Annotated in this window: 15 protein-coding genes; 11 read left to right on the top strand and 4 right to left on the bottom strand. The window is 65.4% G+C overall.

Annotation, left to right across the window (positions count from 1 at the left end; genetic code table 11):
• Positions 1 to 159 precede the first annotated feature (159 nt).
• The 7 genes from E3N94_RS15575 to E3N94_RS15545 all read left to right on the top strand — a co-directional run bounded on the left by E3N94_RS15575 (position 160) and on the right by E3N94_RS15545 (position 9465).
• A complete protein-coding gene (locus E3N94_RS15575; protein WP_241987154.1) occupies positions 160 to 2187 on the top strand; it encodes an acyl-CoA dehydrogenase in 2028 nt (675 codons plus the stop codon).
• 200 nt (positions 2188 to 2387) lie between these two features.
• Positions 2388 to 3314: an ATP-binding cassette domain-containing protein gene (locus E3N94_RS15570; RefSeq protein WP_134415609.1), complete on the top strand. Its 927-nt coding sequence runs from the start codon at positions 2388 to 2390 to the stop codon at positions 3312 to 3314.
• A gap of 2 nt (positions 3315 to 3316) precedes the next feature.
• Complete coding sequence (locus tag E3N94_RS15565) at positions 3317 to 4198, top strand: ABC transporter permease (protein ID WP_104102530.1); 882 nt, start codon at positions 3317 to 3319, stop codon at positions 4196 to 4198.
• A gap of 10 nt (positions 4199 to 4208) precedes the next feature.
• A complete protein-coding gene (locus E3N94_RS15560; RefSeq protein ID WP_241987153.1) occupies positions 4209 to 5486 on the top strand; it encodes a histidine kinase in 1278 nt (425 codons plus the stop codon).
• A complete protein-coding gene (locus tag E3N94_RS15555; RefSeq protein WP_104102527.1) occupies positions 5483 to 6154 on the top strand; it encodes a response regulator transcription factor in 672 nt (223 codons plus the stop codon). Before E3N94_RS15560 ends, E3N94_RS15555 begins: the two co-directional genes overlap by 4 nt.
• A 10-nt stretch (positions 6155 to 6164) precedes the next feature.
• Positions 6165 to 7121 carry a prolyl aminopeptidase gene (pip, locus tag E3N94_RS15550; protein WP_134570544.1) on the top strand — a complete coding sequence of 319 codons (957 nt, stop codon included), beginning with the start codon at positions 6165 to 6167 and terminating at the stop codon, positions 7119 to 7121.
• 235 nt (positions 7122 to 7356) lie between these two features.
• A complete protein-coding gene (locus E3N94_RS15545) occupies positions 7357 to 9465 on the top strand; it encodes an endo-1,3-alpha-glucanase family glycosylhydrolase (RefSeq protein ID WP_134570543.1) in 2109 nt (702 codons plus the stop codon).
• An 87-nt stretch (positions 9466 to 9552) separates the two neighbouring features.
• On the opposite strand, the gene E3N94_RS15540 is transcribed toward E3N94_RS15545, so the two are convergent.
• Positions 9553 to 11040 carry a polysaccharide biosynthesis tyrosine autokinase gene (locus tag E3N94_RS15540; protein WP_166790126.1) on the bottom strand — a complete coding sequence of 496 codons (1488 nt, stop codon included), beginning with the start codon at positions 11038 to 11040 and terminating at the stop codon, positions 9553 to 9555.
• Between the two features lie 421 nt (positions 11041 to 11461).
• On the opposite strand from E3N94_RS15540, the gene E3N94_RS15535 reads away from it, so the two are divergent.
• Positions 11462 to 11824 carry a hypothetical protein gene (locus tag E3N94_RS15535; protein WP_104102512.1) on the top strand — a complete coding sequence of 121 codons (363 nt, stop codon included), beginning with the start codon at positions 11462 to 11464 and terminating at the stop codon, positions 11822 to 11824.
• The gene (locus E3N94_RS15530; RefSeq protein ID WP_104102509.1) at positions 11821 to 13335 is read left to right on the top strand and encodes a hypothetical protein; all 1515 of its coding nucleotides are present in this window, start codon (positions 11821 to 11823) and stop codon (positions 13333 to 13335) included. The genes E3N94_RS15535 and E3N94_RS15530 overlap by 4 nt, the downstream gene beginning before the upstream one ends.
• Here E3N94_RS15530 and E3N94_RS15525 read toward each other — a convergent pair.
• Both E3N94_RS15525 and E3N94_RS15520 read right to left on the bottom strand, forming a co-directional pair.
• Positions 13274 to 14380 carry a glycosyltransferase gene (locus E3N94_RS15525; RefSeq protein ID WP_134570542.1) on the bottom strand — a complete coding sequence of 369 codons (1107 nt, stop codon included), beginning with the start codon at positions 14378 to 14380 and terminating at the stop codon, positions 13274 to 13276. The genes E3N94_RS15530 and E3N94_RS15525 overlap by 62 nt on opposite strands.
• Positions 14381 to 14983 carry a putative colanic acid biosynthesis acetyltransferase gene (locus E3N94_RS15520; protein ID WP_233191495.1) on the bottom strand — a complete coding sequence of 201 codons (603 nt, stop codon included), beginning with the start codon at positions 14981 to 14983 and terminating at the stop codon, positions 14381 to 14383.
• Positions 14984 to 15154: 171 nt separating this feature from the next.
• Between E3N94_RS15520 and E3N94_RS15515 the strand changes: the two genes are divergently transcribed.
• Both E3N94_RS15515 and E3N94_RS15510 read left to right on the top strand, forming a co-directional pair.
• Positions 15155 to 16408, top strand: a complete 1254-nt coding sequence (locus E3N94_RS15515; protein WP_104102502.1) for a hypothetical protein — start codon at positions 15155 to 15157, stop codon at positions 16406 to 16408.
• On the top strand, positions 16405 to 17109 hold the full coding sequence (locus E3N94_RS15510) for a DapH/DapD/GlmU-related protein (protein ID WP_104102499.1): 705 nt from the start codon (positions 16405 to 16407) through the stop codon (positions 17107 to 17109). The genes E3N94_RS15515 and E3N94_RS15510 overlap by 4 nt, the downstream gene beginning before the upstream one ends.
• Here the strand turns inward: E3N94_RS15510 and E3N94_RS15505 are convergent.
• The gene (locus E3N94_RS15505; RefSeq protein WP_233191494.1) at positions 17106 to 17708 is read right to left on the bottom strand and encodes a CDP-alcohol phosphatidyltransferase family protein; all 603 of its coding nucleotides are present in this window, start codon (positions 17706 to 17708) and stop codon (positions 17106 to 17108) included. The two genes, E3N94_RS15510 and E3N94_RS15505, sit on opposite strands and share 4 nt — an antisense overlap.
• Between the last annotated feature and the right edge of the window lie 232 nt (positions 17709 to 17940).

The following is a 17940-nucleotide window of genomic DNA, read 5'->3' as shown; positions in this document are numbered from 1 at the left end:
GGACCAATGATGGTTGACACTGCTCAGCGCTCCAACAGCACTACCCCCGCCAAGACGGAGAAGACCCCCGCCAAGACGGACAAGAAGACGGACGCGACCCTGGCCACGACCGTCGCCGTCACGCCCCCCGTGGCGCCCGGCGTCGACACCGGCCCGGTCATGATCGCCGGCCAGGCCGGTGCCCCCACGGTCAACATCGAGTCGCTGCACCGGCAGCTGCTCGGCACCTGGGCCGACGTGCGCCTGCGGGCGCGCGAGCTCACGGCCAAGCCCGAACTGCAGCGCATCGAGGGTCAATCCATGGCCGAGCACCGCGAACGCGTGCTGGGCCAGCTCCTGATCCTGGCCGAGAACGGGCACGTGCACCGCGCGTTCCCGACGCACCTGGGCGGCGCCGACGACCACGGCGGAAACATCGCCGGGTTCGAGGAACTCGTCACCGCCGACCCCAGCCTGCAGATCAAGGCGGGCGTGCAGTGGGGTCTGTTCGGCGCGGCCGTGCTGCACCTCGGCACCAAGAAGCACCACGACGCCTACCTGCCGGGCATCATGACCATGCAGGTCCCGGGCGTCTTCGCGATGACCGAGACCGGACACGGCTCGGATGTCGCGGCCATCGGCACGACTTCGACCTACGACCCTGCCACGCAGGAATTCGTTATCGACACCCCGTTCCGCGCGGCGTGGAAGGACTACCTCGGAAACGCCGCGAAAGACGGCATCGCCGCCGTTCTCTTCGCCCAGCTGATCACGGCAGGCGTCAACCATGGAGTGCACGCATTCTGGGTGCCGATCCGCGACGAGTCCGGGGATTTCCTCCCCGGCATCGGTGGCGAGGACGACGGCCTCAAGGGTGGCCTCAACGGCATCGACAACGGGCGGCTCCACTTCGACGGGGTGCGCATCCCCCGCGAAAACCTGCTCAACCGCTACGGCGACGTCGCCGAGGACGGGACCTACGCCAGCCCGATCTCCAGCCCCGGCCGCCGCTTTTTCACCATGCTCGGCACCCTCGTGCAGGGCCGCGTCTCGCTCGACGGCGCCGCCACCCAGGCTTCGGCGATGGCCCTCACGATCGCCATCACCTACGGCAGCCAGCGCCGCCAGTTCAACGCCGGTAGCGACACCGACGAGGAGGTCATCCTCGACTACCAGCGCCACCAGCGCCGTCTGCTGCCGCGCCTGGCCACGACCTACGCGCACACGTTCGCCCACGACGAGTTCCTGGTCAAGTTCGATCAGGTCTTCAGCGGCCAGGCCGACACGGATGCCGACCGGCAAGACCTCGAAACCCTCGCCGCCGCCCTCAAGCCGCTCTCGACCTGGCACGCTCTCGACACCCTGCAGGAGGCCCGCGAAGCCTGCGGCGGCGCCGGATTCCTGGCCGAGAACCGGCTGGTCGGCCTGCGCGCCGACCTGGACGTCTTCGCCACCTTCGAGGGCGACAACAACGTGCTCCTGCAGCTCGTCGCGAAGCGTCTGCTCACCGACTACAGCCGCAAGTTCGCCTCAGCCGGCCCGGGCGTGCTCGCCCGCTACGTCGTGCAGCAAGCTGCCGGCCGCGCCTACCACGGTACCGGGCTCCGCACCCTGGGCCAGGCGGTCTCCGACTTCGGCTCCACCGCTCGCTCCGTGGGCCACCTCCGCGACACCACGGTGCAGCGGGAGCTGCTCACCGACCGGGTCGAAACCATGATCGCCGAGATCGCGGGCAAGCTCCGCTCGGCCGGCAAGCTGGCACCGAAGGATGCCGCGGCCCTCTTCAACGCCAACCAGGACCAGCTGATCGAGGCGGCCCGCTCACACGGCGAGCTGCTGCAGTGGGAGGCGTTCACCCGGGCGGTCGAGACCGCCGAAGACGCCGGCACGAAGCAGGTCCTGACCTGGCTGCGCGACCTGTTCGGCCTCGGACTGGTGGAGAAGCACCTGGCCTGGTACCTGATCCACGGGCGCCTGTCGGCCAAGCGGGCACAGTCGGTCACGGCCTACATCGACCGCATCATCGCCCGGCTCCGCCCCCACTCCGTCGACCTGGTCGACGCCTTCGGTTACAGCCAGGACCACCTCCGGTCGGCAATCGCCAGCGGTGCCGAGCAGGAGCGCCAGAACGAGGCCAGGGACTACTACCAAACCCAGCGTGCCAACGGCACCGCTCCCCGCGCCGAGAAGACTCCCGCCAAGAGGTAGCCCCGATCCGGTGGAGAGTGCCCGTTCCGCCGGCCGCTCTCTACCGGAACGGGCACCCTCGTGTCGTACCCAGGTACGAGGCCGGCGGGCGCACAAGCGTCCGCTGGGCCGATGCGTGCAGCATCCGTCCCCCGTAGCGTCGATGACGGGTCGATTTCACACGGTGAGACCGGCCCCACCGATGTACAACGAGGAGACGGATGATTCAGGCACAGTCCCTGACCAAACGGCACGGCGGCAAGACCGCGGTCGACGCGATCGACTTCACCGTGCAGCCCGGCAAGGTGACCGGCCTGCTGGGTCCGAACGGCGCCGGCAAGAGCACCATCATGCGCATGATCGTCGGACTGGACCGGCCGACCGCCGGATCGGTCACGGTCAACGGCAAGCATTACAGCGAGCACCGGGCGCCGCTGTGCGAGGTGGGCGTGCTGCTCGACGCGAGGGCCGTGCACACCGGCCGCTCGGCCCGCAACCACCTGCTGGCCCTGGCGGCCACCCACGGCATCCCGGCCACCCGGGTCGACGAGGTGATCGAGCTCACCGGGATTGGAGCCGTCGCCCGCACGCGCGTCGGCGGCTTCTCCCTCGGCATGAGCCAGCGCCTCGGCATCGCAGCGGCGCTGCTCGGCGACCCTGCGGTGCTGATTCTCGACGAGCCCGTCAACGGGCTCGACCCCGAGGGCGTGCAGTGGGTGCGCCAGCTGATGCGGTACCTCGCCGCGGAGGGCCGAACCGTGCTGCTGTCCTCGCACATGATGAGCGAAATGGCTCTCACGGCCGACCACCTGATCATGCTGGGCCGGGGAAAGGTGATCGTGAATGCCCCGGTCTCCGAGATTATCGGCATGGCCGGCACGCACCGGGTGCGCGTGCGCACCCCTCAGTCCGCCCAGCTTGCGGCCCTGCTCGCCCAGCCCGACGTCACCGTCAGCACCGGAGAGCCGGACCTGCTCGAGGTAGCCGGTATTTCGGCCGGTGACATCGGCGAACAGGCCGCCGCCGCGGGCATCGTGCTGCACGAGCTGACCGGCGTGAGCGCGTCACTGGAAGAGGCTTACCTGGCCCTGACCCAAGACGAGGTGGAGTACCGCGCCAGCGGCTCCGCGCAACTGCAGGAGGCATGACGATGACCGAGACAACCGCGACCAAGACGCCCGCGCCCGCTGCTTCCTCCTCCCCGGCCGCGGACGGCACCGTGCCCGGCGCCGCATCCGCTGTGCACGGCCTGAGCGCGGCGGGCCTGCTGCGGTCGGAGTGGATCAAGCTGCGCAGCGTGCGCTCGACGGCCTGGTCGTACGCCCTGCTCGTACTGGTTTCGCTCGCCCTCGCGGCGGTCATGTCCTCGACGCTCGACCTGCAGGGTGCGGACGCCTCGATGATCCCCGCGGCCGACCAGGCGACTTTCATCGCCCAGACCGCGACATTCGGGGTGTTCTTCGGCCAACTCATCGTGGCCGTCCTCGGCGCGCTGACCATCAGCGGCGAATACTCCACCGGCATGATTCGGTCCACGTTGACAGCGGTGCCGCGCCGGCTGCCCGCCCTTGCGGCGAAGGCCGCCGTGCTGTTCGTCACGACCTTCGTGGTTGGGCTGGCCGCCAACCTCGGTTCCTATCTGGTGGCGTCGCTGGTGCTTTCCCGGCAGGGCTTGGGCGTCAGCTTCGCGGATCCAGCCGTGTTCCTGCCGGTACTCGGCGGTGCGCTCTACCTGGCCCTGATCGCGGTCTTCGCCCTCGGCATCGGCACCATCGTGCGCAGCGGGGCCGGCGGCATCGCGGTCGTGCTCGGCATCGTGCTGTTGCTCCCGATGGTGTTCCAGGTGATCGCTGCCCCGTGGGCCGCCGCGGTGCTGCCGTATCTGGTGTCGAACGCGGGCATCAACATGTTCGGGTTGATGTCGTTCAGCCCGGTGCCGATCGAATGGTGGGTCAACCTGCTGGTGGTGCTCGGCTGGCTCGCGGTCAGCTTGGTCGGTGCCGCTGTGGTGTTGAAGCGGAGGGACGCGTAAAGTCCTCTGAATGACCGAATCACTCCTCGCCCTCGGCCGGCCGCTTGTGCCGACCGAGGGCGAACTTCGTCTGCCGACACCGCCGGGGGTGGCCGGGCGGTTCTGGTCGCGGCATCCGTGGCTCAGCGATGCGCTGGTCGCGAGCGCCTATTTCGTGCCGATGGCCGTCGTTTTCCTGATCGACCTGACACGGCAGGCCGGGCCCGGCCTGCCGCCGCAGGCCCTCATCACCGCCGCGGTGGTGATGGTCATCACGGCCGCACTGCTGGTCCGGCGGCATGCCCCGCTTCTCGTGCTCGGGGTGACCTGCGCAGGACTGGTCGTCGCGTTCCCCGGCCAGGGCGACACCCTGCCCGTGCTGATCGCGCTCTACACTGCCGCGGTCTATCGTGGCGTGCGAAGCGCCTGGTTCGGCCTCGCCGTGGCGATCGGCATCGGCGCCCTAGGTGCTTTTCCGGGCGCGAGCAGCTACGCATCCTGGCTTGCGGTCGCCTCCCAATCCGCGGTCCTCATGCTCGCGGCCACCCTGATCGGTGTCACGGTCGGCGATCGCAAGCGTTATGTGGCCGCGCTGGTCGAACTGGCCGCACAGCTGGCCCGAGAGCGCGACCAGCAGGCCCAGCTCGCCCGCATCACCGAACGCGGGCGCATCGCCCGGGAAATGCACGACATCATCGCGCACAGCCTCTCGGTCATGGTCGCGCTCGCCGACGGCGCCGACGCGCTGCTCGTCAAAGACCCGGAACGTTCGCGCGCTGCGCTGCGCGAGGTGGCCCGGACCGGCCGCGGCTCGATGTCCGAGATGCGCCGGCTGCTCGGCGTGCTGAGTGAGGGTCCTCAGGAGCAGGGCGACCCCGAGGGGACGGATATCCCCCTCCGGCCCCAACCCGGCGCCGACCAGCTCGTCGACCTGGTCGAATCGTTCCACGCCGCCGGACTGCCCGCCCGGCTGGAACTCACCGGGCGCATTCCCGGGAGCCAGGGTCTGCAGTTGACGGTCTACCGGATCGTGCAGGAATCGCTGACCAACGCGCTGCGGTATTCGGCGCATCCGACCGCGGTGACCGTGCGACTGATCCGGGTACCGGGGCGGCTCGAGGTGGTCATCGCCGACGACGGCCGGAACGCGTCGGCCACATTGCCATCGTCGGCTGCCGGGCGGGGCATCATCGGGCTGCGCGAGCGCGTCGCGCTCTACGACGGCACCCTCGTGGCCGGGTGCCGTCCCGGCGGCGGCTGGCAGGTGCGCGCGACGATGACGGTCGACGAGACGGGGGAACGGGCATGACGCCGATCCGGATTTTGCTCGTCGACGACCAGGCGCTGCTGCGCACGGGCTTCCGGATGGTGCTCGAGGCCGAGGACGATTTCACCGTGGTGGCCGAGGCCGGCGACGGCGCCGAGGCGATCGCACTCGCCACCGACCTGCATCCCGACGTCATCCTGATGGATGTGCGGATGCCCGGAATCGACGGCATCGACGCCACACGGCGGATCACCGCCGCGTGCCCCGACAGCCGGATCATCATTCTCACCACTTTCGACCTCGACGAGTACGCGTTCGGTGGCCTCCGCGCGGGCGCGCGCGGGTTCCTGCTGAAAGACGCCCAGCCCGCTGAACTCACCGCGGCAATCCGGGCCGTGGCCTCGGGAGACGCCTCCGTTTCGGCGCGGGTGACCCGGCGCATGCTGGACCTGTTCGGAGCGAAGCTTCCGGGGGCAGATCGGGAGGCCGACGGTACCGAAGCGGATGCCGACGCCGGCCGACTCGGCCTGCTCACCGAGCGGGAGCGAGAGGTCTTCTTCGCGGTCGCGGAGGGTCTGTCGAACCCGGAGCTCGCCGAACGTTTCTTCCTGTCCGAGTCCACCGTCAAGAGCCACGTCGGACGCATCCTGGCCAAGCTTGAGCTGCGTGACCGAGTGCAGGTCGTCATTCTGGCCCACCGGCTCGAATAGGCTCGGGGGTATGCGCACCTTCTACCCCGAGATCGAACCCTACGAAACCGGACTCCTCGAGGTCGGTGACGGGCAGACCATCTACTGGGAGGCATCCGGCAACCCCGACGGCAAGCCGGCCGTCTACCTGCACGGAGGGCCGGGCGGCGGATCGAGCCCGAAGCAACGCCGCGTCTTCGACCCGAAGAAGTACCGCATCATCCTTTTCGACCAGCGTGGCTGCGGTCAGAGCACGCCGCACGCGAGCGCGGCGGACGCCGACCTCACCACCAACACCACCTGGCACCTCGTGTCCGACCTCGAGAAACTGCGCGAGCACCTCGGGATCGAGCGTTGGCTGGTCTGCGGCGGGTCCTGGGGCAGCACCCTCAGCCTCGCGTACGCCGAGACACACCCGGACCGGGTCACCGAACTCGTGTTGCGGGGCATTTTCACGCTGCGCCCGATGGAACTCGACTGGTTCTACGAGGGCGGCGCGTCGGCGATCTACCCGGACCTCTGGGAGAGCTTCATCGCCCCGGTTCCGGTGGAGGAGCGCGGCCGCCTGATCAAGGCCTATAAGCGCCTGCTGCACGACCCCGACCAGTACGTGCGCGAGCGGGCCGGCGTGGCCTGGTCCACCTGGGAGTCCTCGACCATCACGCTGCTGCAGCAACCCGACACGATCGCGCGTTTCACCGAGCCGGCGTTCGCGGTGGCCTTCGCCCGGATCGAGAACCATTACTTCACCAACTCGGGCTGGTTCGAGCCGAACCAGCTGATCCGCGACGCGGACCGGCTGAAAGACATTCCCGGCGTCATCGTGCAGGGCCGCTATGACATGTGCACCCCCGCGTTCACCGCCTGGGAGCTGCACCAGAACTGGCCGGAGGCCGATTTCAGGCTGATCCCGGATGCCGGTCACTCCTTCGACGAGCCGGGCAACCTGGACGCGATCATCGAGGCGACGGACCGCTTCGCGGCCTGAGGCCGGCCGGGAGAATCCCGGCGACAGCAGGCCCAGACCGGTCGGACGGCGGTCCTGAATATGTGCTCGCTCCCGTCGAAATAATCCCTGCCGGTGGTCTGTCCAGGCCCTTGACACTCTCGTCTTATTTGGTAATCGCACTACCCTTCGATAGCATTCGAATATTGCTCAGGTGGCCCCTCTTCGGGGGTCACATTCCTCGCGCTCTCGATCGCGCACAATCTTGAGATGTTGTATGTCTGCACTTTATGCTGCCCAAAAATCCCCGATCAAATTCCTGAACCGGCACCCCAATGGCAAGCCACGTCTCGCCAAGCTATGGCAACTCACGGCCGTCCTTGCGGCGACAGTGCTGGCCCTATCGGCTTTCGTTCCGTTGCCCGCGTCGGCGGTGACCTCTCCCCAGGCTGTCGCCGCTGCCCCGATCGCAGTGAAAGCGGGGGAGGCCACCTGGACCACTATCCGCGAACCCAGCACACCCCAGAACGCCACGCCGTACGTCAGCGCCACGTCGCTGGCTGACAAGACCTTCCTCAAATTCGACACGGCACAGTACACGGGCATGAGCGTCGTGTCGGCGACATTGGACTTGAAAGTCGCCAGCACCACCTCTACCGCACCTGGCGTGCAGGTCTATCCGGTCTCCTCGGACTGGAGCGCGTCGTCTCTGACTGAGTTGAACCGCCCGGCCCACATCGACACGGAACTGAGTGGGGCATCGGTTCGGGCTCTGACCGGACAGACAATTTCTGTGCCGCTCTCGGGTCTGAACGGTACAGCGTTGTCCGGGTCGACTGCGTTCGAGGTGCGCTTCGCCCAGAAGTTTGTGAGCACCTCGTTCGTAGGCAAAGGGGAGGCGCGCCCCACGCTGAAGCTCGTCCTCGCGGCCACCGGCTCGGCGACCGGCGCGGCGACCGGCTCGGCGACCGGCTCGGCCACCGGCTCGGCGACCGGCTCGGCCACCGGCTCGGCGACCGGCTCGGCGACCGGATCCGACAACCTGTCATTCGCGGTTCCCGGGTCGAACACCACCGGCAAAAAGGTCTTTGCACACTACTTTCCGCCGTACCCCATCTCCATCGAGAACAAGGCACCCGCATCGGATTACTATGCGATCAACTACCTCACCTCGCAGGGCGAGGGAGGCATCCACGCCAACTACGGCGGATTGCTGCGCGACCGCCCTGAGGCTCGCGCTCCGCGTTCGGGGGATTGGAAACTCACTGATATGAAAGAGGAAGTCACCGACGCGGCAGATGCCGGTATCGATGGCTTCACCGTCGACATCATGAGTCTGTCCGGCCTCAACTGGGAGCGAACACTCGATTTGGTGCAGGGCGCGGAGCAGTCCGGCAGAAACTTCACCATTGTCCCGAACCTGGATATGACGGCCAGCGCCGGAAAGGCCAGCATCGCGACCATCGCGGCGAAACTTGCCGAATTATACAAGTCCCCGGCCACCTATCGTCTGAGTACAGGCGAATTCGTTCTCTCCTCCTTCGCCGCCGAGCGTCAGAACGCGGTCTGGTGGGGGCAGTTGAAGTCGACGTTGGCTTCGCAGTATGGAATCAAGACGGCGTTCATCGCCGTATTCCTTAATGCCAGTGACGAGAACCTGAAGAGTTTTGCACCGATCAGTTATGCGTTGAGCAACTGGGGAACCCGGACGCCGGTGACCATCGAGAACGGTCCCGACTACGCGGCGAAGGCACGAGCACTCGGCGTGAAGTGGATGTCTCCCGTTGCCGTCCAGGACGTCCGGCCCCGAAGCTACCTCTATGACGAAGCCGGCAATACGGAAACCCTGAAGGCGTCCTGGAAACGGGCGCTGTCGAACGGTTCTGAATTGGTGCAACTGGTCACGTGGAACGACTACTCCGAGGGGACGTCGTTTGCTCCTTCGGCAGCGCACGGCGAGGCCTTCCTGGATATCAACGCGTACTACCTGAGCCAGTTCAAGAAGGGCTCGGCGCCGGCTATCGTCAACGACTCGATCTACTTGACGCACCGGATTCAGCCCTATGCAGCGACGCCGACCACGCCGCAGCAGCTCATGTCGCCCACGTTGAGTGGAACAGCCATGAAGCCTCGGGATACCGTCGGAGTGCTCACATTCCTCACGGCACCGGCGACGGTCACGGTCTCAATCGGAGGAAAAAAGGCATCGTTCGAGGCGCCGGCAGGAGAATCAAGCAGGACGTTCCCGCTGGCGCTCGGCACGGTCGGTGCGAGTGCAGACCGGAACGGGGCGCAGATCGCCGCGGTCACCTCTCCGTACACAGTCGTTGCGCGCCCTGTCGTGCAGGATCTGCAGTATTACGCCGCAAGCAGCAGGACCCAGTAACCAGGATCATCGGAACATAGCCGGGTGCTGCCGAACTGCCTGCGGGTCGGCAGCACCCTTTTGTGTCGAGTAGATCGTGTGACATCGCTACCGTTTGCGGAGTGCGACTTCTTCCTCGTGGCTGCGGACGGGTTGTTCCTGACGTGACGGCTCCTGCTCCGCCGCCGTGTGCGGCATGTAATACCTGCCTCGATTTCGACCGAGAAGCCGAGCGGGTGCCAGGTTCAGGATCGCGCCGAGCACCGGAGTCCCTGCCGTTTTGAGGCTCTCGACGGCTTTCCGGAGTTCCCGCGTTTCGACCTTTCCCGACCCGACGACGAGAACTGCCCCGCCGAAATACCTTCCGAGGATAGCTGCGTCAGTCACGGGCAGGAGAGGCGGGCAGTCGATGACGACGACGTTGAACCGGTCGCGCAGCGAGGCGAAAACCTGTTGGGCGTGTGTGGAGGAAAGCAGTTCGCTCGGGTTCGGGGGAACCTGCCCTGACAACAGGATCTGGAGGCCGTCCGGCCCCCAGGGTTGGAGGACATCATCCACGTCGGCGTCGTGGGCCAGAATAGTCGAAAGACCGACCGATCCCTCGAGGTCGAAATAGTCGGCCAGGGACGGTCTCCGCAGGTCCGCTTCGACCAGACACACCAGGCTGCCGGAGGCCGCGAGTGTGATGGCGAGGTTCGCCGCCGTGACGGATTTTCCTTCGCCGGGAATGGACGAGGTGACGACGAACACCTTGTGGCGCTCATTCGCCTGGAGGAAATGCAGGTTCGTTCTGACCTGCTTGAATTCCTCGGCCCGAATGGGGCTGAAGCCTCGTTGCGGGACCAGCGGGTTGTTGACACTCCCGCGGTCGTACACAATCGTCCCGAGAAGTGTCAGACCGAACTGCCTGAGCTGTTCCGCGGTTCTCACTTTTGCGCTCGTTAGCTCCCGCAGGAGAATGAAGCCGAGCCCGGCAACGAAGCCGCCCAGCAATCCGGATGCCAGTGCGATCGACGGGCTGGGGGCGGAAGGCGCGGTGGGTGTCGTCGCACTCTGCACGGACTCGAGGCGTAGTGGTGTAGTGCCGTCGCTCCTTTTCGGGACCAGACGGATCACCGTATTGACCAGACTCGTCGCCACCGCGTCGGCAGTGGCGGCGGCGCGGTCCGGCGAGGTATCCGTGACAGCGATCGAAATGAGAGACGTGTTCAGTGGCACCGAGGCAGATACCCGATCACCAAGTTCACCGACAGTGGTTTTCAATCCAAGCGCGGTTATCACAGGGTCCAAGACGATCTGGCGGGTCGCCATGATGCTGTAATTGCGGGCCTGCTGTTGTGAATAATTGCTGCCCTGCGCGAGGTCACTGGTGCTATCGCTACCGATTGCCGAAACGAATAACTCCGCTTCCGCGGAGTACTCAGGCTCGGTGGTCAGCACGTAGACCGAAGCGGCGATGACGCCAAGAATGGTGAATGTGACGAGCGCAACCCATCGAGATCGCAAGAGGTTCCAGAATCCACGTTGATCCACGCGTTCGCCCTTCACCGTGTCGAGCGGCACCGGATTGACCAGCCAATACTGAGACTCTATCAAGAACCTCATTATCACAGCGACCCACGTAGGGGGGGCATATGCGTGCCACTATGAGCACATGATAGCCCGACGTCTCATGCGGCCTCGGTGGTGGAAATTTCTCGTCGTCGCCGTGCTTTTCGTGGGTGCCATCGGGCTTGCACTCCTCGCGCTGCAACCGGTCGGCACGGAAGACGCAGGAGCGCCGAAAGACCCATACCCCACCATCACCGCCGTTCCACGTGCTCCTACGGCCGTGTTCCTCGGTGGGGCATCAACCTCGGGAGCCGGAGTCAGCGGCCAGGCCACCCGTTGGTCGACTGGGCTCGCTGCAGACAAGGGCTGGCAAGAGGTCAATCTCGCGACAAAAGAAGGTGACATCGCGTTTGGAGTCACACCCGGAACCTGTGGGCCCTCGCCGTGTCCGAGCTACCAGGACTTGGTGGCCAAGACCGTCGGCCTGAATCCCTCCGTCGTCGTGGTGGCGGCGGAGCGGGCCGGCACGAATGTGGATCTGCCTGAAGCAGTGGCAACCATCAATGCCGCACTTGCCGCCCTGCGCGTCGGAGTGCCCGATGCTACTCTGGTCGTAGTCGGCCCGGCGGCGCTCAACGGTATGGACGATAGTCGGGCAGCCGAATTGGACAGTGAGGTTCGCGCCGCCGCGGCGCGCGTCGGCGCCACGTACGTTAGTCTGCTCGAACCGAATGTTCTCGATCCATCGATGGTCGCAAGTGACGGTGTCAGTGTGAACGAAGCAGGTCATGCCGCAATTGCAGTTCGTGTGAAAACTGCGCTTTCGTGACGGAACCTGGACCCGGCGCAACCGTCGGGACGTCGGGGTCGGCAACGACTTTTCGCACCGTCCTCGGGGTCACCGTTCTCGGTGCAATCCTTGCCGCTGTCGTGCCGCTGGCTCTCCTGGTACAGGTGCCAGACGTCGGCAGAGGACAGGCGTGGATTCTGACTCTGATCCTCGTCGTGTGGGCGGGTCTGCGACTCGCCCTCATCATCGTTGTCGGCCGTCCGATGCTGTTCGACTTCTTCTTCTGGATGTTCGTCTACGTCTTCATGGGGATTGCTCCAACCGTCCAGATCCGAAGTGGTCTCATCTCGCGGACGACGCAAGGTATCGACGAGTCGCTCGAGCTCCCCACGGCCGCCTTGGTCTGTCTCGGCGTCGCCTGCTATGAAATCGGGCGATTGGGTGCCTACGGGCATGAGCGCAGCAAGCTGACGACCGGGATTCGAGAACGGGGGAGTGCCCCCGTTCGGGTGGTGACCCAGGTGCGAACCTGGCCGACCCTGGTGCTCGTCGGCGCGGGCATCGTACTCAGCTTGTATTTCATCTCCAGGGTCGGTGCGGGATCGCTTTTCGGTAGCAGGGATCAAGCCTTTGCCGCGCGTTCAGCGGCGTGGACGGATCCCGCAGTGCGCTCGATCATGTACGCCGGTGCTATCTATCCGTTGTTGGTGGGCATCGGTGCGCTCGTGCAGCTGAGGCGGAGGACGACGGGGCCGCTGTCGATGGCCTATCGCGGCCTGATCGTTGTCGGGATTGCACTCCTTCTCACCGTCGTGAATCCGGTCAGCAGTGCACGCTACAGCCTGGGCACTGTCCTCTTCGCCCTCGCCGTTTTCGCGGGAGCCCTGCTCACCGTCGCGCGTGTTCGAGCGACCCTGACTGCAGCACTCGTCGGATTGATTTTTCTGTTCCCTCTGGCGGATGCCTTCCGGCGCCCGGAAGTCAACTTGGTGCGCAACGGTTTCTTCGGGGAGTACGAGGGGAACCCTGACTATGACGCATTCTGGCAAGTCGCCAACGCATTTTCGTACGGTCTTGACGGGCTGATTGAGCCGGGGCGCCAGGCGCTCGGCAGTGTTCTCTTCTGGGTGCCCCGAGGCGTCTGGCCGGACAAGCCTGTGGACACGGGAATTCTGCTCGCCCAATATCGCGGCTACAGTTTTCAGAACCTCTCTGCCCCGCTCTGGGCGGAATTCCTGGTCAATGGAGGTATCAGCGTACTCATCGTGGGTTTTCTCCTGCTGGGCTACTCCCTGCGTGTCATGGACAGTCGACTTCTCCCCGCGTTCAATGCCGCGGGCTATTGGGCCATTGTCGGCGCGATCTTTCCGGTCTATATGACAATTCTCTTGCGCGGTTCACTGCTCCAGGCGACGGGAGTGGTGGCGGTCGCGTTGGCGTGTCTGCTTTTCGTCCGACAGTCGGGCAGGCCCCCCAGAAGTGACTCGCTCAGCGGTACGAAGTGGCCAGAGCTTCAGCGATCGCCTGCATCCCGAACCGGTTCCGGCTAGCCAGCGCGCCGGCGCGGCCCATGCTGTGAGTCAGATCGTCGTCGCGTAGAACCGTTGCAACGGCGCCGACGAGAGCCTCGAGAGTGTCATCCACCACAATTCCGCATCCGATCTCAGTGACCGCCGGAGCGAGTCCGCAGCTATCCGTGATGACCACCGGCACGCCGAGTGACATGGCTTCGAGAACTGACATCGGATACGGTTCATCGATGGAAGGCAGAACGTATACGGCGGCCCGCGACAACCGTTCGTTGGTTGCACCCGGGGCCAGGGGTCCCTCCCAGGACAGTATGCCTTTACTATCGGCCGCGTCGATGAGGCGCTGTACCGCTGGCCCCTCTCCCTCATCGGGACCGACCAGGGTGAACGACACCGTCGGGAATTCATCAGCGAGTGCGAGCGCCATTTTCACGAAGAGCTGCGGGCGTTTCCGGCGGGCGAGTCGGGCTAGATAGAGAACTTCCGTGCCCGCAGCGGGACCGTTCGCGCTCCCCGGCGCCGGTACGCCATTGGCGAGATGCTTTAGATTGAGCGCCGTGCCCGCAACGGCACTGAGATCATTCCGTTCCTGGTCGGTGAGGTAGAACACCACCTTCGCCCCCCTCAGAGCCGGTCGGGTGACGAACGCGTCCAGAGGAATCGCCAATGGACTGTCTGAAGGGTCGATCATTCCGTGAGTCTGCACCACGTACGGTATCCCGGCCTTGCGCAACCAGCGCGCAGCAGGGAGCGTGACGAGGTCACGGGCGGCATGAATGTGCACAACGTCGAACGAGCGCGCGGCCTGCTTGAGCCAGTGCTGCAGGGCGGGTGCGCACAGGCCGGCGAAACCGATACCTGGGATGATCGTTCGGGCGGGGAACAGACGGAGCGGCACCCCGTCGAATTCATGGGGGGCCGCTTCGCCGAATCCGCGGGCGCCGCCGGCTACCACTACGTCGTGGCCTGCTTCACGGAGGGCTTTGGCCTGGTTCAACGCGACGCGAACGGGACCTCCATACTCACCGTTGGGAGTGACGAGCGTCACGATGGAGAGCACACGCATTCAGGTCTGGTCCCGGTCCTGTGAGAGTGCTGGTCGTTCCGCGCGCGGAGCTCGCAGAAGTGCCCGGGCGGGCACGGTCCCGGAGACGAGAGCCGTCGCGCCGATAACGCTGTCATGGCCGATCCGGCTTCCTCGGAGAACTGTTGCCCTGGCCGCGATCCAGGCGCCGTCTTCCACGATAATCGGCGCATTGTCGAATTCGAATGTCTGCGAGGTGCGGTCATGGCTGCCCGTGCACAGCATGACACCCTGGGAAATGCACACGTCACTGCCAATGATCACCGGCTCGAGATTCAGAATCCAGACCTCTTCACCGATCCACGAGTTGTCACCGACGACCAGTTTCCATGGCCAGTGGATGCGCACGCGATGGCGGATCAAAACATTGTCACCGATCGTGGCGCCGAAAAGCCGAAGGAGCGCCACGCGGAGACGGGGCGGGCACCACCACCGGACAACAACGAGTCCGGAGAGGAGAAGCCAGGCGATCTGCCAGAGCGAATTCCGCCCCCGTTCGTAGCCTGCGCCGGAGAATCCGGCCAGGTTCCGGCGAGGGAGACCTGACGGTTGGGCCATCGGTGGTCTCGCGTCGCTGACTGACATGACGGTCAGTGTACGCAGACAACCGATCAGCGGCTAGATATCCCGTTGAACCATGTTGCTGCTAGCTTGTTCGCATGCAACCCCGTCGAACTGAGCGTGGGCAGGCGAGATGAGGGTCCGATGAAGGCAGGTGCGCCGAGGGGTAGACGGCTGAGGCGCGTTCGCGCCAGCATGAACACCATCGTCGGATACTCGATTTCGATGGTGCTCCTGGCTGTCGTCTCGCTTGCGGTCATCCCCTCAATGGTCATGGCAAGCGGCGCGGCAGCGTGGGGAATGATTGCGGCAGGCCAGTCCATCGGCGGCGTGGGTGCGGTTATCGTGGCTTACGGCTGGGGTCTCTCCGGGCCGGCCTCCGTGGCGAGGGCAGACGCGAACATGCGACTCACCGCATATGCGGAGTCGGTTATCTGCAAGCTGCTGATCATTGTGCCCGTCGGCCTTCTTGTTTTTTCGGTGGCCTGGGGTGTCGGTCGCGACTACGCCATCTTCGCCGGAGTCGGTGCCCTGTCCACGGCGACCGTGGGACTGACCGCGAACTGGTGGTTCGTCGGTCTCATGCAACCGTACCGACTCTTGGTTTTCGAAACCGTCCCGCGGGTTCTCGGGACCGGCATCGGCATTTTCTACATGACTCACGGGTCGAGTGCTCTCGTGGGTGTGCTCTGGCAGCTGATCGGTATGGTGACGGCATTCATGGCCTCCACCATATGGATCCTGCAACCGTGGAGACTCCGTCGACTCCGGTCGCTTCCGCGCAGGCGGATAGGGATGGTGCTTTCTTCGCAGCGGCTGGGTGTCACCTCGACCGTGCTTTCCTCGCTGTATACCTCGACCCCGATTGTCATTGTGTCGTTGATCGCCCCGGGCGCGCAGCCGGTTTACGCCGTTGTCGAGAAGGTGCAGCGCCAGGTGATCGTGGGACTCGGCCCATTCGTCACGATCCTCCAGGGCTGGGTGCCCAAAGCTCGAAGGCAGGACCTCGTCCGCCGAGTCAGGACGGGGCTGGTCGCCGCCGTGGTGTTCGCGGTTGCGCTCGCCGGTCTCATGCTGGCCGTAGCCCCGGAACTGGTGCGTTGGCTCGGCGGCGGCCAGATCAAACCGTCCTTTGTCACCTTGATACTGATGGCGCTGATCACCGGAGTGAGCCTGATCGAGGCGGTCGTCAGCAAGGCCTGCCTGGCGGCATTGCGCAGACTCGATGTGGTGACCGGGGCGACGGCCATCGGAACTCTGGTCGGTCTACCCTGCGTCGCGATCGGAGCCGTGTCCTGGGGGGCAGAGGGGGCGCTCTGTGGTATCTTCGCTGGGCTTTCGCTCAGGCTTCTGCTTGAACTCATGGGCATGCGCCGCGCAATCGCCCAGCGCAGCGAGGATGCGCTCGACGTGACAATGGTTCCGGAAATCGGGGTGAGCGGCTCTTGAGTCAGATCAAAGACGCGATGAGGGCGCTGGCTTGGGCGCTGCCGGCGAGCACGGCTAAGAACCGGCTCCTTCGCTCGATCGGCCACGACATTCATCCGACCGCAATGGCGCGATCCTGTCTCGTCCTTCGGGTCACACAGGTCTCGATGGGAGCGAACAGCCGGATAGGCCGATGGAACCTGCTCAAGAACATGCGCCGGGTGTCAATCGGTGATCACGCAACCATCGGCCGCTTGAACGTTTTTTCATCCCACCCCGTGTACAAGCGGCTCTACCCGGACGGCGCGGCACTGGAAATGGGGCCTCATTCAAAAATTACGAGCCGGCATCAGTTCGATTGCTCCGGCTCCATAGTGATCGGCGAGTACTCCAGTGTCGCCGGGCACGAAACCAAGATTGTGACGCACAGCATCGACGTTCGACGAAATGCTCAGGCGGCATATCCGGTGCGAATTGGAGCCCGGAGTTTCGTCGGAGCGCGCTGTCTGCTCTTCGGCGGCGCTATCTTGCCGGATCGGTCGGTCCTGGCGGGAGGATCGGTGCTCGCCCGTGCGAGATCGGGCGGGTTGCCCGGACTATGGGCGGGTGTTCCGGCCGCGCTCCGCGGGCCGATCGACGGTGAGTGGTTCGAGCGTTCGACCACGGGAACCAGTCGGGTCTTCATCCCGGCTACGGGAGAAACGGTGGAAGACGCGCTTTAGCCGCGGGCGGACAGTGCCCGGAACCATTTGCCGAGCAGTAACGCCATGATCAGCGCGTTGGCGGCCAAGAGAAGGCTGTAGACCACCACGAAAGCACCGGGCCAGCCAGTGAGGATGAAGCTGAGCGAGAGGATCCCGTAGTCGGCCGGCAGCAGAGCAATGGCCCTGGCTCTCGAGGGGCGACGAGCCCCGCCCTCGCCGATGGCCGAGGTCGTGGAGGTTGCGTTGGCTGAACGGCGCAGGAGCAGCTCAGTCAGCAGGCCACCCACGAAGGTGACAACGGACACGACCTGGAATGCGAGGGGCACGAGATACCAGATCGGCTCCGTGGACCAGAAGCGGTACGCCGTGATGAGGATCGCTGCGTGGACCGCGACGATCTTGCCGGCGTCCACGACGTGGTCGAGCCACTCGCCAGCGGGGGAACCGCGGCCGGTCAGGCGCGCGACCTGACCGTCTGCCGAATCCAGCGCAAAGCCGAGAACGAGGAGGACCGCAACGCCGACGGCTCGGATCGGGCTTGGTTCTCCGCTGACCAGGAGAACAAGACCCGCCCCGGTCGCAAGGGCCGACAGCCCGGTCACCTGATTGGGCGTCATCCTGAGCCCAAAACACACCGAGGCCAGCACGCGCCCCAACGGTCGATTGACGTATCGCGTGTACAGCGACACCCCGGTCTGTGCCTTCTGCGCACTCGCAAGCTGTGCGTGAGCTTCACGAAACTGTGTCATCACGGGCCATCCTCGGATTGATTGAGCGTGGGCAGCGTGCCCCGTCCTCGGCACATGTTAGCCCCTCGTCGGACGTCACTCCTCCGGGGCATTGCGGGTG

Source organism: Cryobacterium sp. Sr3, from assembly GCF_004402835.1.
Taxonomy (GTDB): Bacteria; Actinomycetota; Actinomycetes; order Actinomycetales; family Microbacteriaceae; genus Cryobacterium; species Cryobacterium sandaracinum.
The sequence above is the reverse complement of the archived record's forward strand: the minus strand, read 5'-3'. Positions and strand labels throughout refer to the sequence as shown.

Coding starts and splice junctions, on each gene's coding strand:
- E3N94_RS15575 (WP_241987154.1), top strand. CDS start 160: ATGATCGCCGGCCAGGCCGGTGCCCCCACGGTCAACATCGAGTCGCTG.
- E3N94_RS15570 (WP_134415609.1), top strand. CDS start 2,388: ATGATTCAGGCACAGTCCCTGACCAAACGGCACGGCGGCAAGACCGCG.
- E3N94_RS15565 (WP_104102530.1), top strand. CDS start 3,317: ATGACCGAGACAACCGCGACCAAGACGCCCGCGCCCGCTGCTTCCTCC.
- E3N94_RS15560 (WP_241987153.1), top strand. CDS start 4,209: ATGACCGAATCACTCCTCGCCCTCGGCCGGCCGCTTGTGCCGACCGAG.
- E3N94_RS15555 (WP_104102527.1), top strand. CDS start 5,483: ATGACGCCGATCCGGATTTTGCTCGTCGACGACCAGGCGCTGCTGCGC.
- pip (WP_134570544.1), top strand. CDS start 6,165: ATGCGCACCTTCTACCCCGAGATCGAACCCTACGAAACCGGACTCCTC.
- E3N94_RS15545 (WP_134570543.1), top strand. CDS start 7,357: ATGTCTGCACTTTATGCTGCCCAAAAATCCCCGATCAAATTCCTGAAC.
- E3N94_RS15525 (WP_134570542.1), bottom strand. CDS start 14,380: ATGCGTGTGCTCTCCATCGTGACGCTCGTCACTCCCAACGGTGAGTAT.
- E3N94_RS15520 (WP_233191495.1), bottom strand. CDS start 14,983: ATGTCAGTCAGCGACGCGAGACCACCGATGGCCCAACCGTCAGGTCTC.
- E3N94_RS15515 (WP_104102502.1), top strand. CDS start 15,155: ATGAACACCATCGTCGGATACTCGATTTCGATGGTGCTCCTGGCTGTC.
- E3N94_RS15505 (WP_233191494.1), bottom strand. CDS start 17,708: ATGACGCCCAATCAGGTGACCGGGCTGTCGGCCCTTGCGACCGGGGCG.